The sequence below is a fragment of the Anaerotruncus sp. G3(2012) genome (assembly GCF_000403395.2).
In the GTDB taxonomy this organism is placed as follows: Bacteria; Bacillota; Clostridia; order Oscillospirales; family Ruminococcaceae; genus Anaerotruncus.
In genome coordinates this window covers 76250-99497 of sequence record NZ_KE159676.1, presented here as the reverse complement: position 1 = coordinate 99497, position 23248 = coordinate 76250, and the positions used below count along the sequence as shown (strand labels likewise).

Genomic DNA, 23248 nt, shown 5'->3' with positions numbered 1-23248 from the left:
CCTCCCCGTAGGCCCCTCCCTTCCGGGCCGGGTGCCGCTTTTTCCCAAAACTAAAGTTTTACTCAATTTTTTTCAAAAAATTGCGGGGTCGAGGGGCGGAGCCCCCGACGCGCTCCGCACTGCGAGCCGCAGCGAAGCGTTTCGAGCGCAACCCGCCGAAGGCAGGCTCTTGGCGCGAGATGAGCGCGGAACGCCTTATCCTGTGAAGCGCGTTTTTCGGGTGAATTGCCGCGAAGCGGTAAGGGGCTTTTTGCAAGTGAAAAAGCCCCCTTGCATACATAAAATATCTAACAGGTTCTTATGCGGATGCTGCCAGCTTGAAAACCGGCAGTTTTGATCTGAAAAGCCAGTCCTGGAAAAGGATTGGCTTTTTCATGTGGGAAATAGCGTGTCGAATTTCACAGAAACAGCCGTGATTCTACATCTAATTCGGTGAAAGATGTCTAAATTTTTCCAGTGTGAACAGATGGAAGATTGACTATCCCGCGAAATCTCCATATAATAATAGTCAAAGCACTTCAAAAACAACCGGGGGAATCCCCGATTTAACTGACAGGAGGCTAAATTATGGCGAGAGTTTACAATTTCGCAGCAGGCCCGTCGATGCTCCCGGAAAGCGTTCTGGCGAAAGCTGCCGCGGAGATGCTGGATTATCAGGGCAGCGGGCAGTCGGTCATGGAGATGAGCCACCGCACCAAACTCTATGAGACGATCATTGAAGGCTGCGAGACGCTTCTGAGAGAGGTCATGCAGATTCCGGACAACTATAAGGTCCTGTTTTTGCAGGGCGGCGCGTCCACCCAGTTTGCGATGGTGCCGCTCAACCTGATGAACCGTTCGGGCAAAGCGGATTATGTGGTTACCGGCGCATTTGCGAACAAGGCCTGCCAGGAGGCCGCCCGGTATGGAAAAGTCAACATCGTTGCTTCCTCGAAGGATCGGACATTTTCCTATATCCCCAAACTGGATAAAAGCCAGTTCACCCCGGATGCGGACTATTTTTACATCTGCATGAACAATACGATCTATGGGACCGTATATCACGAGCTGCCCGACACAGGCAGTGTGCCGCTGGTTGCAGACGTCTCTTCCTGCATCCTCTCCCAGCCGATCGACGTTTCGAAGTTCGGCCTGCTCTTTGCGGGCGCACAGAAAAATATGGGGCCTGCGGGCCTGACCGTCGTGATCGTCCGGGAGGACCTGATTGGCAATCCGCAGCAGATCACCCCCACCATGCTCAACTACGCAATCCATGCGGAGAACGGTTCGATGTACAATACCCCGCCCACCTATTCAATCTATATCTGCAAGCTGGTTCTGGAATGGATCAAAAACGAGATCGGCGGTCTTGAGAAGATGAAGGAGCGCAACGAACGCAAAGCAAAGGTGTTTTATGATTTCCTCGACCGCTCGAAACTGTTCAAGGGGACGGTTGTGCCGGAGGACCGTTCGCTGATGAATGCGCCGTTTGTAACCGGTGACGCGGAGCTGGACAAAAAGTTTATTGCCGAGGCGGATGCCGCCGGGTTTGTCAGCCTGAAGGGGCACCGCTCGGTCGGCGGGATGCGCGCTTCGATCTATAATGCGATGCCGCTCGAGGGCGTTGAGAAACTGGTCGCGCTGATGCAGAAGTTTGAGGAGGAGAACGCCTGATGTATCAGATCAAAACCCTGAACAAGATCAGCCCGCATGGGCTGGATGTGTTCAACCGAAATAAGTATCTCTGTGGGGATGACGTGGACCAGCCGGATGGCATCCTGGTCCGCTCGGCCTCGATGCACGAGCTGGAGTTCCCCCAGACACTGCGTGCGATCGCCCGGGCGGGCGCAGGCGTCAATAACATCCCGATCGACCGATGCAGCGAACAGGGGATCGTGGTATTCAACACCCCCGGCGCCAATGCCAACGCGGTCAAGGAGCTGGTGATCTGCGGCCTGCTGATTTCGGCGCGCAAGGTCTATCCCGCGATGGAGTGGGTGCAGACCCTCAAAGGCGAAGGGGACGCGGTTCCCAAACTGGTCGAACAGGGGAAATCCCGGTTTTCCGGCCCGGAGCTGATCGGCAAGAAGCTCGGTGTGGTCGGCTTGGGCGCGATCGGCGTCAAGGTCGCCAACTTCGCCCGCCATTTTGGGATGCAGGTCTATGGCTATGACCCGTATATGTCGGTCGATACCGCGTGGAGCATCTCCCGCGACATCAAGCACGCGGCCAGCCTCAAGGAAATCTACGAAAACTGCGACTTCATCTCCCTGCATGTTCCGATGACGCAGGATACCAAGGGAATGATCAACTCTGAGTCGATCCAGATGATGAAACATGGCGTGCGGCTGCTCAATTTTGCGCGTGCCGAACTGGTTGTAACCGAAGACCTGATGGAGGGCCTTGAGGAAAAACAGATCCGCTGCTATGTGACCGATTTCCCGACAGAGGAGCTTCTGGGGCATCCGGGTGTGCTGGCGATCCCGCATCTGGGCGCTTCCACCCCCGAAAGCGAGGACAACTGCGCGCGGATGGCTGCGGCACAGCTGGTCGATTACCTCGAAAACGGCAACATCACCAATTCGGTCAACCTGCCCGCGGTTTCAATGCCGAGAAGCGTGGGGATGCGGGTTACGGTGATCCACCGGAATATCCCCTCGATGCTGACCCAGATTGCGAGCATCATTTCGGAATGCGGGGTCAATATCGAAAACCTGACCAACAAATCCAAAAAAGACTACGCGTATACGATGGTCGACGTGGGCGGCCGGATCAATGACGGGATGATCGAAAAAATCCGCGGCATTGACGGTGTGATCCGCGTAAACCTCTACCGTTAAACGGTTTTCCCCTGTTTTCTCTGTCGGAAAACAGGGGAATTTTGTAGTAGAACGGATTCTGAATTTATGGAGGTTCTATCATGAAAGAAATCGCCCTGATTATCTTAGGAGCACTTATTCTCTTGTTTGCTGCGGTCTATCCGCTTCCAACACTGCTTGCCATTCATGGAACAGCATGGAGAGTGGTCATCGGTTTGCTTGGCTGCTTCTCGCTTGCCTCAGGTATTTACAAAACAATCCGTAAAAGATAACAACTGCAAAACATTTCGTATATCATTTTACTCTCTCGAGAGCCTTCGATGTGCGAGGGTCTGCTCCGCCTGCCCTTCTCATTGACGCTTTTATGAAACCATTGCCTAAAGAATCTCCCGCAGATGCGAAAGATAAATCTGTCGAATCGTACGATAGCTTCCCAGCCCTTTCAGGATACAGGTGACCGGATAACCTGCCGACTCAAGGCGGCTTTTCCAGGAGTCAGGGCCGGTCCCAGCCATATCATTGCGCGCATGATCTCCAGCGACCACCATCAACGGCGCAAGCACCACCCGCTTCGCGCCGCTTTCTTTGATGCGGATCAACAGATCGTCCACCTCCGGATATCCCTCAACCGCACCTACAAATAGATTCCGCACACCAGCTGCCCGGACATGATCGTTCAACGCGGCATAACAGGCATTGGCAAAATGTTCGGTGCCATGTCCCATCAGGACAAGCGCAGCCTGCGGATCTGCAAGCGGGTCTGCAAACTCGGACCTGAGCGCCTGCACCACTTCCTGGTAATCCGCAGTGGAGGAAAGCAGCGGCCTCCCCAGTGACAGACGGGGAAACCGTCCGGTGAAAGCCACGGCCTGGGATTGGAGCTTATCATACTCGAATCCATGCATCACATGGGTCGGCTGGACTGCAACTTCAGTGACGCCCTCTTCCAAAAGCCGCTCAAGCGCATCGGGGACATCATCAATCTGGAGCCCCTCCCGCTGATACAGCACCTTTCTTACAATACCACTTGTAAAACAGCGCCGGATAAAATACTCTGGGTATGCTTTTTCTATCTCCCGTTCGATCGCACCGATCGTCTCTTCGAGGGTTTGCGGATAGGTTGTCCCAAAGCTCACCACCAAAATTGCTCGATTTTTCATCTTTGTTCTCCTTCTTCTGTTTTCCCCAGCATAACACAAGACCGGGATTCCCCGCAACCACCTCCCGCAGTGATTGCACCCCCAAAGGCCAAGCAGACCGAACCGCCATAAGACGGATTCGGCCTGCTTTTTGTTTATGGGCTGTCCGTGGAGCCTGTTTCTGGTTTTTTCAGATCCGGTGGCCCGCTAAAACCATCAAAGCAATCCGCGAAAAGGCGTTCCGCCACAGCGTTGACCTCCCGTTCAAATCGTTCGTACCGCTCAAGAAACGCCTGCCCTTGATCGGTCATCTGCGAAGAACCGCCCCCGTTCCCCCCGGCCCGGCGGTGAACCAGCAAAAATCCCAGCTCCCGCTCTGCGGTATGCAGAATCCTCCATGCTTTGCTATAGGACATCCCCATCTCAGCCGCCGCGGCTTGCAGGGAGCCGGTGTGCTCGATCCCGCGCAGCAGGCGCGCTACCCCAGGGCCAAAAAAAATCTGCTCCTGTTTCAATTTTACACGAATCTGATAGTCCAATCTGTAATCCCGCCTATGGAGCCTCTGTGGACTCTAAATTTCTTCCACTCTGCATCCAAACGGCGCGAGTGTGACCGATCCTGCCCTTGCTTCGTGGGCATTGTGGTTGATGTACATGCGTACCCGCTGCTCTGCGCCGCCTCTAACTACCACTTCTACACCATCGTCGGATTCCACCGTTTTGATCCGGTTGTCCATGATAATCTGGTCGATAATCCGCGCGGTGATAGCCTCATCCAAGCCGCAGCCCAGATAGTAAACGGTTCCGTCCGCCTGTTTTTTCCGGGTCACCGCGGCATATTCGGTATAGAAGGCATCCCCGTAACGATAAAGAACCTCGGCATCCTCGACGGCCAGCATGTCACGGAAAATTCCCCCACATCCTTGCTCCCCTTCAAAGACGCCCTGTCCCACAATTGGAAATGCTTCCAGCTCCTGAAGGCTCTCAGTCTCGACCACCGATACCCCGGACAGCCCGGTATATCCCACTGGAACCGTCTTTTCAAAGAACAGGTTGTTGTCAGCATCCTTCACTGCGTTCCGATAGGTCAGGACCAGGGTGCCGCCCTTTTGGACAAAGGCTTCGATCTTAGCTTGAAATGCCGGTTTGGCTATGATCATCTGCGGCAGGAGCACCACCCGGTAGCCGGAAAGGTCTGCGGTTTCCGGCAGGACATCCACCGGGATATTCCGGTCGTAAAACGGCTTATACAGCTTTTGCATTTCGGTCTGGCAGTCGAGCAGCAGGCTTTGGCGCTGGATACGGAATGCCGCCAGTGAGTCATAGTCATAGACGATCGCGACTTCGCTTTTGATCGGAGAGGAGAACGCCTTCTGATACTGCCGGGCTTCCGTAAACAGGCCCTGTACCTCATAAAACTTCCTGCCCTTTACGTTATCCGCATCCAAAATCCCGTAGCAGAACTGTTCCGCACCCTTGGTTGCGCCGCGGTAGCGAAAGTAGAGCATCGACTCGCACCCGTGTGCGATCCCCTGCCAGGACCACATCTTCGCCTGATTGGGGCGGGGCAGAAATCCGGTTACGTCGTGCCCCTGCGCCCCCATGATCGCTTCGGTGATCCAGAAGTTCTGCTGCTTTAACCCACGGATATAATCAAGCGAAAATGCGATTTCATGTGGGGCAAGCGGCGTTTTCTGACCGCCCCACACCGGGTAATTGTTATAAGAAGCGAAATCGAGGTTTTCGGCTGCGCGGGAGTAATCCACATGCTTGTTCAGTCCACCGCCAGGGATGTCATGGGTCACAAGGGCATCCGGCACAATCTCTTTGATGAGCTTCACCTGAAAATCGAAAAAAGCGGTGATGCTTCTGCTGCGGAACCGCTCCCAGTCCAGACGCAGGGCCGGGTTGTGGGCGGCAATCGTCTCGGCAGGCAGTGGGATTTCATCGAAGCTGTTGTATTCCTGCGACCAGAAGGTGGTCCCATAGGTCTCATTGAGTGCGTCGATACTGCCCTGGAATTTTTCCTCCAGATAGCGCTGGAACGCGCGATGGCACTGGGCACAATAGCAGATGTCGCTGCCCTCGTGCCCAATCTCATTGTCGATCTGCCACGCCACAATCTGGTCTTCCTCCTTGTAATGCTCCACCAGCGCGCGGATGATCTTTTCGGAATAAGCATACATAGCCGGACTGTTAAAACAATAGAGACGGCGTCCGCCGAAACTCCGTTTCTTCCCCCCTTCAGATTCGGAAAGAATCTCCGGATGCTTTTTTGCCAGCCATGCGGGGATGGTGGCAGTCGGGGTTCCCATCAGGATTTTCAGACCCCGTTCCTTCGCCTTTTCGATCACCCGGTCAAAAAAGCGGAAATCATAGCTGCCCTCGGTTTTCTCCATCAGATGCCAGGAAAATTCAGCGATCCGGATGATGTTGCAGCCCAACTCCACAATCCTGTCCAGATCCGTTTCCAGCAAACTGGGGTCCCACTGTTCGGGGTAATAGTCAACGCCTAACCACATATAACCCTGTCCCTTCTGACGCGCAAGCCGCGGCGCGTCCTGTCATTTTCTGTTTTTTCAGCGTATCTGCTGCTGTGCCATGTAAAACAGAGCCGGCATTGGCGGCTCTCTGCGACCAAAACGCCGCAGACTTCAAAAAAATCCTTATGAAGCATTTCGATTATAGTATGCCTCCCCTTCTCTGTCAATTTCTAAACGCATATTTTTGGTGATTTGCACAAAAGAAAAAGTTTAAATTTTACTAGTATACTAGTAGACAAATTGTAAAAGATGTGTTAAAGTATTGTTAAGAAAACGGCTGGCCGATACACCGGCCGAAAATCTGAAAAACATTTATTTTAGGAGGACTCACAATGAAAAAACTGCTTTCCGGACTCCTTGCGGCAACTATGGCGTGCTCTCTCGCCGCATGCGGTGGCTCCAACAGCGCTCCCAGCGGCTCCAACAGCAGCGCTCCCGCTGCTGACGACGGCAAGGTGTATGAGCTGAAGCTCTCCACCACCCAGACCGACACCTCGATGATCTACGCCGGCCTGAAAGCCGCTGCGGACAAGGTTGCCGAGGATACCAACGGCAAAGTCAAGGTTACCATCTATCCTTCGAGCCAGCTGGGCGCAGAGGAGGACATGATTGACCAGGCGCTTCAGGGCATGGGCATCGCGGTGCTCACCGACGCCGGCCGTCTTTCGAGCTATGTCAACGACATCGGCATCCTGAACATGGCTTATTTTGTGGACAACTATGAGGATGGCTGCAAGGTTATGGAAACCGCTACCTTCAAGGGCTGGGATGAGGAGCTGGTAAAAGCCGGAATCCGCTCCCTCTGCTACAACTACTATGACGGCGCCCGCTCGTTCATGGGCCCGAAGGAGTACAAAACCCCTGCTGACCTGAACGGCGTCGTTGTCCGTACCCCGGGTGCAGACCCCTACTCCCGTTCGATCGAAGCGCTGGGCGCTACCCCGTACAACATCGCATGGTCCGAGGTTTACAACAGCATCCAGACCAAAGCGATCGACGCATGCGAGGTCCAGTACACCTCCGCGGTTTCGAGCAAGATCTTCGAGGTCTGCAACTATGTGAGCAAGACCGAGCACATCAACCTGTTCAACATCGTCATCTGCGGCGAAGCGTGGTTCAGCACCTTGCCTGCCGAGTATCAGCAGATCCTCAAGGACGACTTCTTCTCCTGCGCATATGACAGCGCCCAGGAAGTTATCGCAGCACAGGCCGACCTCGAGAAACAGCTGGTTGACAACGGCATGACGATCGTTGAAGTGGATCTCGACGCCTTCAAAGAGGCTGCCAAGAGCGCTTATGAGAAACTCGGCTGGACCGACCTGCGTGAGCAGATGTACCAAGAGGCCGGCCTCTAATCAGCCGCCTGTCCTGAACGAATCAACACCTAACGCCTGATGTCGGGGGCATCGATGCAGACAGTTTTGCTTGGTCGATGCCCCCTCTTTTTCGAACTTTTACCTGATGGACTTAGAGTTTAGGATGTGAAATCATGAAAAAAATTTATGCGGCATTTTGCAAATTTGAAGAGCTGGTTGCTCTGCTGCTGCTCGCCGGCCTGACGGTACTGGTCTTTGTCTCCGCCCTGATGCGGTATATCAAAATGCCGCTCAACTGGGCGCAGGACGTCGCGCTGGTGGCATTCGCATGGATGATCTTCCTCGGCAGCGACATCGCGATCCGCGGCGCTGGCCTGATCGGTATCGACCTGTTGGTCAAACGGTTCCCCGCTGTTGTGCGCAAGGGGATGGACATCGTGTTTAAAGTGATTATCCTCGGCTTCCTCTGTGTGCTGGTCGTCAACGGCTATTCGATGACCGTCACCGGCTGGAGCCGCCAGATCACCGCGCTGCATATCAGCTACAGCTGGGTCACGATGGCGGTGCCGGTCGGCGCGCTGCTGATGATTATCTCCACCACCATCCGTCTGGTGGAGCGGATTAAAACACCTGCGGATCAAGAGATCAAGTATGATGCGGGAAAGGATGTGGCATAATGTTTATTGCAATCGGTATTTTCCTGGTGTTCCTGCTGCTCGGTATGCCTGTGGCCTTCTCGATCGGCCTGTCCGGATTCTCGTTTTTCCTGATCCGTGACCTCCCCATGACCGTTCTCGTTCAGAAATCCATCTCCACCTCCCAGAGTTTCACCATGCTCGCAATCCCCCTGTTCATCCTCGCAGGCAACCTGATGAACAGCTGCGGCATCACCAGCCGCCTGATGCGGTTTGCCAACGCCTGTACCGGCCATATGTACGGAAATATCGGCCAGGTTTCCTGCCTGCTCTCCACCCTGATGGGCGGCGTTTCGGGTTCCGCTGTGGCGGATGCTTCGATGGAATGCCGCGTCCTCGGCCCGGAGATGCTCCGTCTCGGCTATGCCCGCGGCTGGTCCGCCGCAATCAACGGCCTCTCCGGCCTGATCGTGGCAACCATCCCGCCCAGTATGGGGCTTATCATCTACGGTACGGTCGGCGAGGTGTCGATCGGGCGATTGTTTATGGCGGGCTGGGTGCCGGGCATCCTGATGTGTGTGCTGCTGATGCTCGCCACCACATGGAGCGCCCGCAAGTTTGGCTACAAGCCCGAGCATGACAAGCCCGCTCCGCCCAAGGAGATCCTCTCCGCTTTCATCTCGAGCATCTGGGCGATGATGTTCCCCATCCTGCTGATCCTGCTCATCCGTTTCGGCATCATGAGCCCCACCGAGTCGGGCGCGTTTGCCTGCGCCTATGCACTGTTCGTCGGCGTAGTGATCCACCGCGAGATGAACTGGAGCAAGCTGATCCAGACGCTGAAGGACAGCGTTAAGGATGTCACCGTTATCACCATCATCCTGGCGTTCTCGGGCGTGTTCGGCTACGGCGTCGTTTATGATGACATCACCGTCACGATTGCCAACACCCTGCTGGGCATCACCGATAACCCCACCCTGCTGCTGATCCTGGTCATCCTCTTCCTGCTGATCTGCGGCATGTTCATGGAGACAACCGTCATTGCCCTGATCCTGACCCCCATCCTGCTGCCGGTTATGCGCAGCGTCGGCGTCAACGAGATCGTATTCGGTATGATTATGATGACCGTTGTCACCTTCGGCGTCATGACTCCCCCGGTCGGCACCGCTCTTTATGCGGTTTCGGATATCATGGAATGCCCGATCGAGGATACCGTCCGCTACGGCTGGCCGTTCTATCTCGCGGTCGTTGGCGTTGTCCTGTTCATGGTGTTCTTCCCGCAGGCAGTCCTCTTCCTGCCCAATCTGGTCTACGGGGCTGCGTAACCTACCCATTGTTTCCCAGTTCTGAAAAATGCGTTGTTCCTGCCGCAGCCGTAAGATGCTGCGGCAGGAGCGGAAAGGCGAGTGATTGATATGAAAATGACATTCCGCTGGTATGGCTCCAATAGCGACAACATCACCCTGAGCCAGATTAAACAGATCCCCGGCATGAGCGGCCTGATGGGGGTGCTCGATTACAAGGCGGCTGGAGAGGTCTGGACCGAAGAGGAGATCAAAACCTATATGGACGAGGTCCACGCCGCCGGCCTTGAGTGCGAGGTGATCGAATCGGTCAATGTCCACGAGGACATCAAGATGGGCCTGACCACCCGTGACCAGTATATCGAAAACTACTGCATCACCATCCGCAACCTCGCCAAATATGGTGTGAAGGTGATCGTCTACAACTTCATGCCGGTGTTCGACTGGCTGCGCACCGACCTTGCCCGGGAAATCCCGGAGGATGGCTCGAACAGCCTCTACTTCGACGAGGCGGAGCTGGGGGATATGGGCCCGGCCGACCTCGTACGCAACACGATCGAGAACTGCAACGGGTTCACCCTGCCCGGCTGGGAGCCTGCCCGGCTGGCCGAGCTGGAAACCACCCTTGAGCGGTACAAATCAATCACGCCCGACGATCTGCGCGCCAACTACAAATATTTCCTGGATGGCATCATCCCCACCTGTGAGGAATGCGGCGTTGTGATGGCCTGCCACCCGGACGATCCCGCATGGCCGATCTTTGGCCTGCCCCGCATCGCCCACAGTCAGTCCGACTTCGACAAGATCGTCCAGCTGCATGACTCCCCGAGCAATGCCCTCTGCCTCTGCACCGGCTCGCTCGGCTCCAACCCGGACAACGACATCCCGGCAGCCATCCGCCATTTCGGTGAGATGGGGCGCATCGGCTGTCTGCATGTCCGCAACGTGAAATACCTCGGCACCCACAAGTTCCGTGAGGCCGCACACCTCTCGTCCACCGGTGACCTGGACCTGTTCGAGATCATGAAGGCTGTTTATGACACCTGCCCCGATACCTACATCCGGCCCGACCACGGCCGCATGATCTGGGGAGAGGTCGGACGTCCGGGATATGGCCTGTATGACCGCGCGCTGGGCGCCACCTATATCAATGGCCTCTGGGAAGCCATTGGGAAACTGTCCAAATAAGGGGGAAACCGGATTATGAAACTCTGCTATGAAGGTCTGAAGGACCGCGCCGCATGGGAGGCTGCCGGCGTAGCGCTTCCCCAGTTTGACTGGAAGGAGATGTGCGCCGCAACCGCTGCCGAACCCACCTGGGTACACTTTGGTGCGGGCAACATCTTCCGCGGATTTATCGCCCTGCTTCAGCAGTCCCTGCTGGAACAGGGGCTGGTAAAAGGCGGTATCGTGGCTGCTGACACCTTTGATTATGACATCATCGAAAAGATTTACACCCCGTTCGACCACATGACCCTGATGGTCAGCCTGCTGCCGGACGGTTCGATGGAAAAAGAGGTGGTCGCCTCAATCGCAGAGGGCCTGCGCGCCGGGAACGCCTTCCCGGAGGACATGGACGCACTGAAGCGTATCTTCCGGAACCCCTCCCTTCAGATGGCCAGCTTCACCATCACCGAAAAGGGGTATGCCCTGAAAAACATCCAGGGTGACTTCTTCCCGTTCGTGGAAGCCGACTTCAAAAACGGCCCGTCAAACTGTTCCCACGCCATGAGCATGGTGGCCTCGCTGCTGCTCGAACGGTTTAACGCCTGTGCTGCACCGGTCGCGATGGTCAGCATGGACAACTGCTCCCACAATGGTGAAAAGCTACGTTCCAGCGTCATGACGGTTGTGGAAAAATGGTTGGAAAACGGGTTTGTCTCCCAGGAGTTTGTTGCTTGGGTGCAGGATGAAACAAAGGTCTCGTTCCCATGGTCGATGATCGACAAGATCACCCCCCGTCCCGCTAAGGTGGTGGAGGAATCCCTCGCCGCGGCAGGGATCGAAAACATGGCTCCTATCGTCACCAGCAAGAACACCTTTATTGCCCCGTTTGTCAACGCCGAGCAGCCGCAGTATCTGGTGGTGGAGGACCGTTTCCCCAACGGGCGTCCGCCGCTCGAAAAAGCGGGGGTCTATATGACCGACCGGGATACCGTCAACAATACCGAAAAGATGAAGGTCACCACCTGCCTCAACCCACTGCATACTGCGCTGGCGGTCTATGGATGTCTGCTTGGCTACGACTCAATCGCTGCCGAGATGAAAGACCCCGAACTGAAAGCACTGGTCGAGAGGATCGGCTACGACGAGGGGATCCCCGTTGTGGTGGACCCGAAGATTCTCAGCCCCATGGACTTTATCCATGAGGTGATCGACCAGCGGCTGCCCAACCCGTTCATCCCGGATATGCCGCAGCGGATCGCCACCGATACCAGCCAGAAGGTCGCCATCCGGTTCGGCGAGACGATCAAGAGCTATCTTGCCCGCCCCGACCTGAATGCAGCCGACCTGACCTATATCCCGCTGGCGATCGCCGGATGGCTCCGGTATCTGCTGGCAGTGGATGACAACGGCAATCCGATGGAATGCAGCAGCGACCCCATGCTGGAAACCCTCCAGCAGCAGCTTTCCGGCGCAACATTGGGCAATCCGGACAGCCTGGACGGCAAACTGCCCGCTATCCTTTCCAACACCTCCCTCTTTGCTACCGATCTGAACGCGGCCGGGCTTGGCGGAAAGATTGAAACCATGCTGCGGGAGCTGATGGCTGGCCCGGGTGCAGTGCGGGATACCCTGAAAAAATATTTAAGAAACTAGCATACTAGTTCTTGACGCAGTGTTCTAAATCCTGTATGCTTATAGTCAGAGAACTTCAAAACAAGCATTTGTTTTGAAGTGGGGACAAAAGCCCGCCAACATGCTCTGTGTGCTGGATAACTATGTTATCTGAAGCAAGGCTGCGGCGAGGTCTCCGCAGCCCCGAATAAAGATTCTTCTGATTCTTTTCGGGCGTTTCGATTATAAGAACCCGTATTCACAACCATTCGACACCGTCTGAGCGGGCCTTTTGCCGGCCTGCTGCGTTGAAAAACCTTGCAATACACAAAGTATTGTCCGCGTTTTTTCGCCTTGCAGGGCAGCAAAATCCCTCGCTTATCCGGCATCCCCTGATGATGAATACAGGTTCTAAAATGCAGGAGGTGACCACAATGCATTTATTAGAGCGTTTGCCCAGAGAGACCGGACGCGATTATGCGCTGCGCACCATCAAGGAAAACATCATCTCTCTCGATCTGGCCCCTGGGAGCCTGGTAAGCGAAAACGAGCTTTCTGCCGAGATGGGCCTGTCCCGTACCCCGGTGCGGGAATCCCTGATCGAGCTGGCAAAGGTCAAAATCGTCGAGATTATCCCCCAGAAAGGAAGCGTTGTTTCACGCATCGACTACGATCTGGTGGAGGAGTCCCGCTTCATGCGCCATGTGCTGGAATGCGCTGTGGTCGAGCTTGACTGTGAACTGGCTGGTCCGGATGAGCTGAACCGCTTGGAGGAAAACGTGAAGCTCCAGAACTTCTATCTTGAGCATGGTTCCGCAGAGTCGTTGATGGAGATGGACAACCAGTTCCATTCGATCCTGTTCGAGATCGCACAGAAAAAACAGGTCTACTCGCTGATCCAGAACATCTCGATCCATTTTGACCGGGTACGAAGAATGGCTTTGGAAAGCAACAAGGACCTCAAGATCGTGGAGGATCACGCCCAGATTCTGAATGCGATCCGCAGCAACGATCCCCAGCAGGCGCGGTATCTGACCCAGATTCACCTCAGCCGGTATAAGTTCGATGCCGCCGCCATCCGGGAGCGGTATCCACAGTACTTTTAACCACTGACACGCAGTCCCCAACGCTCTGACAGGGCGTTGGGGACCGTTTTTTGGCAAAAAATTTATTGGTAAAATCAGATTATCATCTCTTTAGAAATTCTTATATGTCGGAATAGCACGTACTTCCGGGCTTTTCCGGCATTTTAGATATGGGGAGAAGTTCACATATACCCTCATAAACCTTTAGGTTTTCCCTCTGGTCGGTAGTAAAAAAGTAGTAAATGGTATGCGCGGCTATGCTGCAATCAGCCTTTCCATTTCAGCTTTTGCGGAAGCGAATGTTGCATGTGCGTAATAGTTCAGCGTCATGGTAATGTTGGAATATCCCACGAAAAGGGAAGCGGCGTGGCCAAAGTCACGCCGCCCCTTGAAAACACAAGGTTTTCAGAGTTTTCAAAAATACTGTTTTACGACCACCGACCATAGGTGCAAGGTCTTATTTTTCTATGTCGGGGGCTGGTGTTTATTGTCCTGCACAGGATAAATCACATTGCCCTACGACATAGTACCCTTGACCTTGTTTTTCTATTATAGCTAGAGAGTTTTTGGCTTTGCTCCTATTTCGTTTGATAGATAAAATTCAGAATCATGTATTTATATTGCTAATTCAGGCAATGTGTGGTACAATCGCTTTATCACATTTTAATGTTGCTTGGATGGTGATAGAGATGGTGGTCAGCTACAAAAAACTCTGGAAGCTATTGATCGACTTGGATATGAAAAAGAAGGATTTGCAGCAGGCCGCTGGGGTAAGTCCTGCGCTGATTGCCAAACTGGGCCGGAATGAAAATGTTTCAACTGAATCTCTTGTCAAAATATGTACTGCGCTGCATTGTGATATAGGCGACATTATGGAAATCATTCCGGCCAAAGGAGGCGAGTCAGATGGTTCACAATGAAAATTCCCGTGTAAAGATTCCCGCATTGGTGCATCTGACTCGTTTGAAGTATGACTATCTTTCGTTAAAGCAGTATAACGGTGGAATTTGTTCTGAAACAAACATTTTCAGATCACTGTTTTGGGCCGGGATAAACCGAATCAATGGATGTAATCTGTTGGAACAGGATATTGACCGGCTCCTTGAGGAGCTTACCATCAAGCTGTCCAACGACGATTTGGGACGGGCATTTTATAAAATTCTTCTGGACGGCATCAACGGCCTGCGTATTATCGACTTGGAGGATGACAGCCGAAATACATACCATATTGTCACTGAATTGACCTATCGAAACAGCGAGGACGAGTTTCGGCCCGACATCACATTGCTGATTAACGGACTGCCTCTCGCTTTTGTTGAAGTCAAAAAGCCAAATAACAGGGATGGTATCATTGCGGAGCACAACCGTATCAACACCCGTTTTTCTAAAGAAGCGTTCCGGAGATTCGTGAATATCACACAGTTGATGGTGTTTTCCAACAATATGGAGTATGATGACTCAGACCCAGAGCCAATCGAAGGGGCTTTCTATGCTTCCAGCAGTTATCAAAAACTTTTCTTCAATCGTTTCCGTGAGGAGGAACCACAGTTACACGCTGCCATCCAAGAAATTGATGGACAAAAGGAAGATTTCATCCTATCTGATAACAATCTGGTTTCCATTAAAGGGACAAGCGAGTATTGCACCAATCTGAACGGACTGACACCGACGAACCGAATCCTGACATCGCTTTTTTCTCACAATCGGTTTTTGAAGCTGCTCAAGTATGGCTTTGCTTATGTGGAGCGTACCACTAAGGATGGTATCAAGACGCTGGAAAAACACGTCATGCGGTATCCACAGTTTTTCGCAACGATGGCAATTGAGAAGAAATTAGATTCCGGCGTCAAGCACGGTATCATTTGGCATACCCAGGGCAGCGGCAAAACTGCCCTGGCCTTTCATAATGTACGTTATCTTCGGGATTATTACCAAAAGCAAGGAAAGGTTGCAAAGTTCTACTTCATTGTAGATCGTTTGGACTTACTGACACAGGCTGGAGAGGAATTTGCGGCCCGTGGCCTTCATGTGGAGAAAGTAAATTCCAAAGATGACTTCATCAAAAATATTCGCACCATCGGTACAGCCAACAATACTGGCGAGGATACGATCACAGTCGTAAATATTCACAAGTTCTCAACAGAGTCTATCGTTCGCAAAGCAGATTACGATGTAAATGTGCAGCGTATCTATTTCCTTGATGAAGCGCATCGCAGCTATAATCCTAAAGGCTCCTTCCTCGCTAACCTGATGGCCTCAGATCGTGAAGCGGTTATGATCGCACTTACTGGGACACCCCTGATTGGCGAGGGCTACAACACAAAAGATGTTTTTGGCGAGTACATCCACAAATATTATTACAATAGGTCTATTGCTGACGGGTATACCTTGAAGCTCATCCGGGAGGGAATCAAGACCGAGTATAGAGTAAAGCTACAGTCGATTCTGGAAGAGCTGAAAATGCAGGAGGGCTCCTTCAAAAAGAGAGACATCTATGCGCATCCGAAATATGTGGCTACACTGGTAGACTATATTGTAGATGATTTCAAGCACAGTCGGATTGCATTAGGGGATTCCTCGATTGGCGGAATGATTGTTTGTGATTCTTCCGACCAAGCCCGCACAGTGGAAGAAACATTGAAGGATTACCCGGAAATCAGTCATGTACTGATCCTGCATGATGTGGATGATAAGGAAACACGCCGGGGATACCAAGAGGATTTTAAGAAAGGAAAAATTGATCTGCTGGTAGTCTTTAATATGTTACTTACCGGCTTCGATGCCCCACGTCTAAAGAAGCAGTATCTAGGGCGGCTCATCAAGGAACACAACCTTCTGCAAACACTGACCCGTGTAAACCGTCCATACAAATCCTTCCGCTACGGTTATGTCGTAGACTTTGCGGATATTCGAGCTGAGTTTGATAAGACCAACGAAGCGTATTTTAGGGAGCTACAGGCAGAGCTTGGGGATGAATTTCAGCGTTATCGGGACATTTTCAAGTCCCAGGAGGAAATCGAGCAAGATATTCAGGCAATTCAGGACAAGCTGTTTATGTATGCCACGGACAATGCAGAGCTGTTTTCCCAGCAGATCACCGCATTGGATGATAAGCAAGAGCTGTTGGCTTTGCGTCAAGCTCTAGATACCTATAAAGAGTTGATAAATATCATTCAACTGTTCGGTTATGAGGAATTGGCTCAGAAATTCACGATGGAAAACCTCCACGCCCTGTGTACGGAGGTCAATAACCGCATTGCCATAGTCAATCTCAAACAGAATATGCGGGATGGAGAGGATGTTTCCGGCCTCTTGAACCTGGCCTTAGACCAAATCGAGTTCCATTTCCGCAAGGTTTCTGAGGGAGAACTGGTCATTGCCGACAAATTCCAAGATATTTTGGAAAAGACCCGCCAGGAACTGGAGCGCAGTCTCGACACCAAAGACCCGGAGTATATTTCCTTGCTGGAAGAACTCAAACGGATCTTCAAGAAGAAAAATATTGAAGAACTGACTGCGGACGAGATGAAGCAGAACATTCAGGAGTTGGAGCGCATCCGCAAGGCCGCTGCACAGCAGAATCTTCGGGATCAGATGCTTTGCGCCAAATATCAAAATGATGTCAAATATATGCGTACTCACAAACGTATCAAGGCTACTCCGCCGCCGATTGGAAGCGACCCCGTGATTTTCGATGTTCTCATGGGGATAAAGGTTGCTGTAGACCAGAAGGTGCTGAAAAATCAGCGCATGATGGATAACCACGCTTACTTTACCCGTGAAATCATGCCGGAGATCATTCAGAGTTGCCGCAATAGAGGAGTACAGCCAACTGCAAGTCAGGTCAAGTTCATGGAGGGCTGCATTTCCAGTGAATACTTCGCAGAAAGGACATGGACAGCATAATGCAAATCGAATCTATTACCATCCGAACAAAGAGGATGATCGACGATCTGAAAACCATCTGTGCCAACTTTGGCCTGGGTGGTTCTCCGGGAGAATACAAGATTATCACACAGGTATTCCCGTATAAGTATCTCAGAAGCTGTATTCATAAGCGTTTAAGCAAGGTATGGAAATGAGAAATTTTGACGATAGTCTCAGCAGATGAGACGGATATCTCATAATCTTTACTGAGACGTCTGGAATGATTGAGCCAGGAGAGGGTGCGTTCAACTACCCAGCGCCAAGGGAGTCTTTCCCATTGGTGGAGCTTGATTTTCTCTGAAATATCGACATTAAGGTCAAACTGGTTCTTCAAATCAGAAACGAAGGTGCCCCGATATCCGGCGTCTGCGCAGAATTTCTGAATAGATGGATATCGTTCATGCGCTCGTCTGGCGGTAGATATTCCACTTTTTGTGTCATGAATATTGGCAGCATGAACCACAATAGACAACAAACAGCCCAGCACATCCATTACAATGTGCCGCTTTCTGCCTTTTGTTTTTTCCCTCCGTCAATTCCGCGATCTTCGCTGGCTGCTACTGTTTTTACACTCTGGGAATCAATGATCGCGTAGCTTGGGCTCTCCTTGCGTCCAGCATTTATTCGTGTCTTTTTTACAAGATGTTCCAGAATTTTATCCCACAGCCCGCTGATCCGGGCGCGGCGATAAAAACTGTGTACCGTTGAATATGGCGGAAAATCATGGGGCAACTGTCTCCATTTGCACCCCGAATCTACCAAATACAGCACAGCATCCGTCAATTCCCTCTTGCTCCACGTGCAGTTGCGCATCTCGGCATATAGTGGGGCGATCTCCTCCCACTGCTCATCTGTCAAGTCGCTAGGGTACGACTCCCGTCCTTTTTCTTCCATATCTCTATTTTACCACGTTCTTTTCTCCTTGTGAATACAGGTTCTCAGTTCGTAGCACAGGACAAAGGTCAGGATGATCCCCGCAACCGGCACCACGACTGTATCGCTCAGATTGCGGATCATGGAAAAGACCCCGGCGTTCCATGCCGCCGGGGTCGTCCCCACATTCGCCGCAACCTCCCCGACTTCATTGTTAATCTGGTCAAACATCCCGTCCAGGTTGCCCATGATGCACTCCCGCAGGATTTCCTTGATCCAGTCTTTGATTATGTCGAGGATGTTCAGCATAGGCTATCCCTGCCTTAACCGAACAGGTTTGCCAGCAGAGGGATAAGCTGCATCCCAATCAGGGCAACACCGCCGCCGGCCATAAGCTGTGTTATCCCCAATTAGTAGGAACAATACAGCTTTCTGGCGGGCGGCGGCACGTCAAGAAATATATATGGAGTTTTTAAAGAATCCCCCGGAGCGGGGAGCGGTCAGCCTGTGACCTGCTCCACTTCCGGTATGGGTTTGAGATTAAAATGAATTTCGATAGAAATGTGTCTTGTCTTATCTCTGTCTATGGTTTCATGGACAACGATTTCTTTAATCAGGCGGTTCAGGGTGGAAGCGTCCAGCTCGGTGATGTCCCGGTATTCCTGTATGGATTCCACCCACTGCCTTGCGTCCACGGCAAGCCGGATTTCATCGGCAAGGCGTTTCCGGCCTTCCTCAACCTTGGCTTTTAATTCCGCCTGTTCCTTCTGCGTCTTTTCCAGCAGGAGATTGAAGTTTTCTTCTGTGATTCGTCCGGCTACCATATCCTCATAGAGCCGCAATACCATCTTTTCCAGCACTTCAATCCGTTCTTCGTCTTTGGCAAGGGTGCGCTCCATCGCTTCCCGCTGGTCTTTCTGCTCGGTCTGGCAGGTGTCGGTCAGCCGTCCGGCCACCGCTTCGCTGTCTGTCAGGGCAGCGGCGGCGCACTCCCGGATTTTGTTCAACACAAGGGAATAGAGCGTGTCAAACTCAACCCGGTGCTGTGTGCAGTGCTGCTTCCCATAGGCATTATAGGTCTTGCAGGAGAAAATCCGCTTCGGGAACTTCTCATGCGTGGTGCGGATGGTGAGAGCCTTTCCGCACTCCCCGCATTTTATCAGCCCTGCAAAGAGGTTGATTTCCCCGGATTTGCCCGGTCGCTGGCGGGATTTCAGTTTTTCCTGCACAATCGCAAAGTCCTTTTTGTCCACCAGCGGCTCATGCGTCCCCTCCACCACAATCCAGTCCTCCGGCTTCTTATCCCGGATAGTGCCGATTTTAAAGCGGTACTCGGTCTTTTGGGAAGCGATTGCGCCGGTGTAGACGGGGTTCATCAGGATTTCCTTAATCACGGAGAAGTCCCAGGCGTACCGCCCGTTTTCCGGGTCTTTCTTTTCCCATTTGGTGCGGGTATTGCGAAGCCCCCGTTCCCGGTTCCACCATGTGGGGCAAGGGATTTTTTCTTCCTCCAGCCGTCTGCGGATATAGTTCGGACCATGACCGTTTAGGGCATATCCGAAAATCAGCCGCACAATCGGGGCGGTTTCCTCGTCAATGAGCAAATGGTTTTTGTCCTCCGGGTCTTTCCGATACCCAAACGGGGCAAGACACCCGGTAAACTGTCCTTTCTGCGCTTTCAGAAGATAAGAGGAATGGACTTTCTTGGAAATATCCTTGCTGTACATCTCGTTGAACACAGGTTATTGGGGAAAGGGAAAGCAAACAGGCAAAAACCCAGTATTCATGCGGGTTTGCGGCGAGATGGCTCTCAAAAGCTAACCTCACAAAAGACAGATTATTGCACAATCACATATCGTTTCTAAGGGAGAATGTTGATTCCGGTCACATTCTCCCTTTTTTCATACCAAGAAACGAGGTGATTATCTTGAACACGCAAATCATCGCCATCGCCAACCAAAAGGGAGGTGTGGGCAAGACCACAACCTGTGCCAATTTAGGGATAGGACTGGCGCAGGCCGGAAAGAAAGTGCTTCTCATTGACGGGGACCCGCAGGGGAGCCTGACCATCAGCCTGGGCAATCCCCAGCCGGATAAGCTGCCTTTTACCCTCTCCGACGCGATGGGCCGTATCCTGACCGATCAGCCGGTCCGCCCCGGCGAGGGGATTCTGCGCCACCCGGAGGGCGTGGACCTGATGCCGGCGGATATTCAGCTGTCCGGCATGGAGGTGTCGCTGGTAAACGCTATGAGCCGGGAAACGATTCTGCGGCAATACCTGGACACCGTAAAGGGGCAGTATTCCCATATCCTCATAGACTGCCAGCCCTCCCTGGGTATGCTCACCGTCAACGCGCTGGCTGCCGCCAACCGGATCATAATCCCCGTCCAGGCGGAGTATCTGCCCGCCAAAGGGCTGGAACAGCTGCTCTCTACGGTAGCCAAAGTCAAGCGGCAGATCAACCCGAAACTGCAAATAGACGGTATCCTGCTGACGATGGTGGACAACCGCACCAACTTTGCCAAAGAGATTGCCGCCCTGCTGCGGGAAACCTACGGCAGCAAAATCAAGGTGTTCGGAACCGAGATTCCCCATTCTGTCCGGGCAAAGGAAATCAGCGCAGAGGGCAAGAGCATTTTCGCCCATGGTCTCACCTTCGGCTCGGTCGGTGCTTCACAATGTCAAAGACATTGTGAGGTCGCCACTGGCGACCCGCACCCCAGGGGGCAAAGTAGCCGAAGGCTACGCAAATCTGACCAAGGAGGTGTTGAAACTTGAAAAGCAGTGCGAAAAAAGTAGAGCTGGCATCGGTCGATGATCTGTTTACCACCGAGGAAAGCCGCGCCGACGCGGGGCGGGAAAAGGTGGTAGAAATCCCTTTAAGCGAGCTGCACTCGTTCAAGGGACATCCTTTCAAAGTCAAAGATGATGATGCCATGATGGAAACCGCCGACAGCATCCGGCAGTATGGCGTTCTGGTCCCGGCGATTGCCAGACCTGACCCTAACGGCGGTTATGAGCTGGTAGCCGGACACAGGCGGCATCGGGCCAGTGAACTGGCAGAGAAAGAAACCATGCCGGTGATTGTCCGGGATTTGGACGATGACGCCGCCACAATTATCATGGTTGACAGCAACCTGCAAAGGGAAAGCCTGCTCCCCAGCGAAAGGGCCTTTGCCTACAAGATGAAATTGGAGGCCATGAAACGGCAGGCAGGTCGGCCCTCTAAAAATTCCGCCCAACTTGGGCGGAATTTTGAAGGCAAGGAATCCAGAGAAATTTTAGCGGAACAGGTTGGGCAAAGCCGCAATCAGATTTCGCGCTACATCCGTCTGACCGAGTTAATCCCCGAACTGCTGAACATGGTGGACGAAAAGAAAATTGCCCTGAACCCGGCCTATGAGCTGTCCTTTCTCAAAAAAGAAGAACAGACCCAGCTTTTGGACGCGATGGACAGCGAACAGGCCACCCCCTCCCTTTCCCAAGCCCAGCGGCTCAAGAAATTCAGTCAGGAGGGGCATCTGTCCATAGATGTAATGCGGGCGATTATGGGCGAGGAAAAGAAAAGCGATCTGGACAAGGTGACGTTTACCTCCGACACCCTGCGGAAGTATTTTCCCAAAAGCTACACCCCTGCCCGGATGCAGGAAACCATCATCAAACTGCTGGAACAGTGGCAGAAAAAGCGTCAGAGAGATCAGGAACGCTGAAAGGAGCGCCTATGAGAGATCACGTTGCCAGGGAGTTAAAGGGCCACAACATACTGGCTGTGGAACGGTTTCAGGATAAGACCCGCTGGATGGTGGAGTTTTCCGTCCTGCGGCCCCGCACCGCCTACGGCGCACCCGGCGATGAAACGCGCCTGTTTCTGGACGAGGACGGCTACCAGGCCGTTCTCGCCAGCCAGAAACGCCGGGACATCAAAATCAAACGGTATGCCCGCGTCATTGAGGGGCATATCCTGGACTTCAAGCCCAAAAAGAAACGCCACCCGTAAACCCGACAAATTGAGAGGAAGGAATGAGTATGTGTACCGTTAAGGAAATCAGAGAAGCCATCCGGGAGGACTGCCGCTCCCAGCGCAACATGGAAACCATTGAGATTGACCGGATTTTTCAAACCCTGACGTTTCCGCAGTTAGAGAGCCTGTTTGACAAACCGCCCATGCCGCCGTTTTTTCACCGGTACAGGCAGAAGTCAGCCAGCAAATGAACGCCGCAATTCTTTTTAAGGGATTGTGGCTTTTTTCATGCCCTGGGAAACGAAAGGAGTGCAGAAAATGGCCGTTTTTCGCGTAGAACGCACACAGGGATACACCGTCATGAGCAACTATCATCTGCGGGACAAGAGCCTGAGCCTGAAAGCAAAGGGCCTGCTGTCCCAAATGCTCTCGCTGCCGGAGGATTGGGACTACACCCTTTCCGGTCTGGCCGTTATCAACCGGGAAAGCAAGGACGCCATCCGCTCCGCAGTCAAGGAGCTGGAAAAGGCCGGGTATATCAAGCGCCGCCAGACCACCGACGCGGGCGGCAAGTTCAGCGCCAACGAGTATGTGATTTATGAGCGTCCGGTAACAGAGGAACCGCCCGCCCAACCGTTGCCTCCAAAACCGTTGTTGGAAAAACCGTTGTCGGGTTTTCCGACAACGGATAATCCGTCAACGGGAAAACCGTCAACGGAAAATCCAACGCAAATAAATATAGAGAAATTAGAAGCTGTATTCATAAGCGTTTAAGCAAGGTATGGAAATGAGAAATTTTGACGATAGTCTCAGCAGATGAGACGGATATCTCATAATCTTTACTGAGACGTCTGGAATGATTGAGCCAGGAGAGGGTGCGTTCAACTA

General features: G+C 52.8%; 20 protein-coding genes and 4 pseudogenes. 16 read left to right on the top strand and 8 right to left on the bottom strand.

Annotation, left to right across the window (positions count from 1 at the left end; genetic code table 11):
* The first annotated feature begins 567 nt into the window (after positions 1-567).
* From serC to C814_RS24230, 3 genes are all read left to right on the top strand, one after another.
* Positions 568-1653, top strand: coding sequence for a 3-phosphoserine/phosphohydroxythreonine transaminase (gene serC / locus C814_RS17390; protein WP_016316716.1), 1086 nt, complete (start codon positions 568-570; stop codon positions 1651-1653).
* Positions 1653-2819: a phosphoglycerate dehydrogenase gene (locus tag C814_RS17385; RefSeq protein WP_016316715.1), complete on the top strand. Its 1167-nt coding sequence runs from the start codon at positions 1653-1655 to the stop codon at positions 2817-2819. Before serC ends, C814_RS17385 begins: the two co-directional genes overlap by 1 nt.
* An 80-nt stretch (positions 2820-2899) precedes the next feature.
* Positions 2900-3070: a hypothetical protein gene (locus C814_RS24230; protein ID WP_016316714.1), complete on the top strand. Its 171-nt coding sequence runs from the start codon at positions 2900-2902 to the stop codon at positions 3068-3070.
* A 105-nt stretch (positions 3071-3175) separates the two neighbouring features.
* On the opposite strand, the gene C814_RS17380 is transcribed toward C814_RS24230, so the two are convergent.
* The 3 genes from C814_RS17380 to C814_RS17370 all read right to left on the bottom strand — a co-directional run bounded on the left by C814_RS17380 (position 3176) and on the right by C814_RS17370 (position 6459).
* Positions 3176-3958 carry a sirohydrochlorin cobaltochelatase gene (locus C814_RS17380; RefSeq protein WP_016316713.1) on the bottom strand — a complete coding sequence of 261 codons (783 nt, stop codon included), beginning with the start codon at positions 3956-3958 and terminating at the stop codon, positions 3176-3178.
* Positions 3959-4092: 134 nt separating this feature from the next.
* Positions 4093-4476 carry a winged helix-turn-helix domain-containing protein gene (locus C814_RS17375; protein ID WP_016316712.1) on the bottom strand — a complete coding sequence of 128 codons (384 nt, stop codon included), beginning with the start codon at positions 4474-4476 and terminating at the stop codon, positions 4093-4095.
* A gap of 33 nt (positions 4477-4509) precedes the next feature.
* Complete coding sequence (locus tag C814_RS17370; protein WP_016316711.1) at positions 4510-6459, bottom strand: beta-galactosidase; 1950 nt, start codon at positions 6457-6459, stop codon at positions 4510-4512.
* Positions 6460-6812: 353 nt separating this feature from the next.
* On the opposite strand from C814_RS17370, the gene dctP reads away from it, so the two are divergent.
* The 8 genes from dctP to C814_RS17330 all read left to right on the top strand — a co-directional run bounded on the left by dctP (position 6813) and on the right by C814_RS17330 (position 17504).
* On the top strand, positions 6813-7835 hold the full coding sequence (gene dctP, locus C814_RS17365) for a C4-dicarboxylate TRAP transporter substrate-binding protein (protein WP_016316710.1): 1023 nt from the start codon (positions 6813-6815) through the stop codon (positions 7833-7835).
* Positions 7836-7969: 134 nt separating this feature from the next.
* Entirely contained in the window at positions 7970-8473 is a 504-nt protein-coding gene (locus C814_RS17360; protein ID WP_016316709.1) for a TRAP transporter small permease, read from the top strand.
* The gene (locus C814_RS17355) at positions 8473-9756 is read left to right on the top strand and encodes a TRAP transporter large permease (RefSeq protein WP_016316708.1); all 1284 of its coding nucleotides are present in this window, start codon (positions 8473-8475) and stop codon (positions 9754-9756) included. The genes C814_RS17360 and C814_RS17355 overlap by 1 nt, the downstream gene beginning before the upstream one ends.
* A gap of 90 nt (positions 9757-9846) precedes the next feature.
* Positions 9847-10923: a mannonate dehydratase gene (gene uxuA / locus C814_RS17350; RefSeq protein ID WP_016316707.1), complete on the top strand. Its 1077-nt coding sequence runs from the start codon at positions 9847-9849 to the stop codon at positions 10921-10923.
* A 15-nt stretch (positions 10924-10938) separates the two neighbouring features.
* Positions 10939-12555, top strand: coding sequence for a mannitol dehydrogenase family protein (locus tag C814_RS17345; protein ID WP_016316706.1), 1617 nt, complete (start codon positions 10939-10941; stop codon positions 12553-12555).
* Positions 12556-12947: 392 nt separating this feature from the next.
* A complete protein-coding gene (locus tag C814_RS17340) occupies positions 12948-13619 on the top strand; it encodes a GntR family transcriptional regulator (protein ID WP_016316705.1) in 672 nt (223 codons plus the stop codon).
* 668 nt (positions 13620-14287) lie between these two features.
* Positions 14288-14518, top strand: coding sequence for a helix-turn-helix domain-containing protein (locus tag C814_RS17335; protein WP_016316704.1), 231 nt, complete (start codon positions 14288-14290; stop codon positions 14516-14518).
* Positions 14505-17504 carry a type I restriction endonuclease subunit R gene (locus tag C814_RS17330; RefSeq protein ID WP_016316703.1) on the top strand — a complete coding sequence of 1000 codons (3000 nt, stop codon included), beginning with the start codon at positions 14505-14507 and terminating at the stop codon, positions 17502-17504. The genes C814_RS17335 and C814_RS17330 overlap by 14 nt, the downstream gene beginning before the upstream one ends.
* Before the next feature lie 145 nt (positions 17505-17649).
* Here the strand turns inward: C814_RS17330 and C814_RS23110 are convergent, their stop codons facing one another.
* The 5 genes and pseudogenes from C814_RS23110 to C814_RS17315 all read right to left on the bottom strand — a co-directional run.
* Positions 17650-18018, bottom strand: coding sequence for a transposase (locus C814_RS23110; protein ID WP_016316701.1), 369 nt, complete (start codon positions 18016-18018; stop codon positions 17650-17652).
* The gene (locus C814_RS23830; protein ID WP_016316700.1) at positions 18018-18419 is read right to left on the bottom strand and encodes a transposase; all 402 of its coding nucleotides are present in this window, start codon (positions 18417-18419) and stop codon (positions 18018-18020) included. Before C814_RS23830 ends, C814_RS23110 begins: the two co-directional genes overlap by 1 nt.
* Positions 18420-18452: 33 nt before the next feature.
* A pseudogene (locus tag C814_RS17320) lies at positions 18453-18707 on the bottom strand (VirB6/TrbL-like conjugal transfer protein, CD1112 family); the annotation flags it as partial.
* Positions 18708-18721: 14 nt separating this feature from the next.
* A pseudogene (locus C814_RS23105) lies at positions 18722-18805 on the bottom strand (Maff2 family mobile element protein); the annotation flags it as partial.
* A 93-nt stretch (positions 18806-18898) separates the two neighbouring features.
* Positions 18899-20137 (bottom strand): annotated as a pseudogene (locus tag C814_RS17315) (recombinase family protein); the annotation flags it as partial.
* Positions 20138-20325: 188 nt separating this feature from the next.
* On the opposite strand from C814_RS17315, the gene C814_RS17310 reads away from it, so the two are divergent.
* The 5 genes and pseudogenes from C814_RS17310 to C814_RS17290 all read left to right on the top strand — a co-directional run.
* Positions 20326-21177 carry a ParA family protein gene (locus C814_RS17310; protein ID WP_016316697.1) on the top strand — a complete coding sequence of 284 codons (852 nt, stop codon included), beginning with the start codon at positions 20326-20328 and terminating at the stop codon, positions 21175-21177.
* Positions 21174-22109 (top strand): ParB/RepB/Spo0J family partition protein, encoded by a 936-nt coding sequence (locus C814_RS17305; RefSeq protein WP_016316696.1) that lies wholly within the window; start codon positions 21174-21176, stop codon positions 22107-22109. Before C814_RS17310 ends, C814_RS17305 begins: the two co-directional genes overlap by 4 nt.
* 11 nt (positions 22110-22120) lie before the next feature.
* Positions 22121-22396 (top strand): DUF5720 family protein, encoded by a 276-nt coding sequence (locus C814_RS17300; RefSeq protein WP_004054662.1) that lies wholly within the window; start codon positions 22121-22123, stop codon positions 22394-22396.
* Between the two features lie 29 nt (positions 22397-22425).
* Positions 22426-22611: a hypothetical protein gene (locus C814_RS17295; RefSeq protein WP_016322379.1), complete on the top strand. Its 186-nt coding sequence runs from the start codon at positions 22426-22428 to the stop codon at positions 22609-22611.
* 67 nt (positions 22612-22678) lie between these two features.
* A pseudogene (locus tag C814_RS17290) lies at positions 22679-23107 on the top strand (helix-turn-helix domain-containing protein); the annotation flags it as partial.
* Positions 23108-23248: the final 141 nt, after the last annotated feature.

Bases quoted from the DNA above. Each gene is read 5' to 3' on its own strand.
- dctP (WP_016316710.1), top strand. From the start codon at position 6,813: ATGAAAAAACTGCTTTCCGGACTCCTTGCGGCAACTATGGCGTGCTCT.
- serC (WP_016316716.1), top strand. From the start codon at position 568: ATGGCGAGAGTTTACAATTTCGCAGCAGGCCCGTCGATGCTCCCGGAA.
- C814_RS17340 (WP_016316705.1), top strand. From the start codon at position 12,948: ATGCATTTATTAGAGCGTTTGCCCAGAGAGACCGGACGCGATTATGCG.
- C814_RS17300 (WP_004054662.1), top strand. From the start codon at position 22,121: ATGAGAGATCACGTTGCCAGGGAGTTAAAGGGCCACAACATACTGGCT.
- C814_RS17345 (WP_016316706.1), top strand. From the start codon at position 10,939: ATGAAACTCTGCTATGAAGGTCTGAAGGACCGCGCCGCATGGGAGGCT.
- C814_RS17360 (WP_016316709.1), top strand. From the start codon at position 7,970: ATGAAAAAAATTTATGCGGCATTTTGCAAATTTGAAGAGCTGGTTGCT.
- C814_RS23110 (WP_016316701.1), bottom strand. From the start codon at position 18,018: ATGGATGTGCTGGGCTGTTTGTTGTCTATTGTGGTTCATGCTGCCAAT.
- C814_RS17330 (WP_016316703.1), top strand. From the start codon at position 14,505: ATGGTTCACAATGAAAATTCCCGTGTAAAGATTCCCGCATTGGTGCAT.
- C814_RS17355 (WP_016316708.1), top strand. From the start codon at position 8,473: ATGTTTATTGCAATCGGTATTTTCCTGGTGTTCCTGCTGCTCGGTATG.
- uxuA (WP_016316707.1), top strand. From the start codon at position 9,847: ATGAAAATGACATTCCGCTGGTATGGCTCCAATAGCGACAACATCACC.
- C814_RS17295 (WP_016322379.1), top strand. From the start codon at position 22,426: ATGTGTACCGTTAAGGAAATCAGAGAAGCCATCCGGGAGGACTGCCGC.
- C814_RS23830 (WP_016316700.1), bottom strand. From the start codon at position 18,419: ATGGAAGAAAAAGGACGGGAGTCGTACCCTAGCGACTTGACAGATGAG.
- C814_RS17385 (WP_016316715.1), top strand. From the start codon at position 1,653: ATGTATCAGATCAAAACCCTGAACAAGATCAGCCCGCATGGGCTGGAT.
- C814_RS17370 (WP_016316711.1), bottom strand. From the start codon at position 6,459: ATGTGGTTAGGCGTTGACTATTACCCCGAACAGTGGGACCCCAGTTTG.
- C814_RS24230 (WP_016316714.1), top strand. From the start codon at position 2,900: ATGAAAGAAATCGCCCTGATTATCTTAGGAGCACTTATTCTCTTGTTT.
- C814_RS17335 (WP_016316704.1), top strand. From the start codon at position 14,288: ATGGTGGTCAGCTACAAAAAACTCTGGAAGCTATTGATCGACTTGGAT.
- C814_RS17380 (WP_016316713.1), bottom strand. From the start codon at position 3,958: ATGAAAAATCGAGCAATTTTGGTGGTGAGCTTTGGGACAACCTATCCG.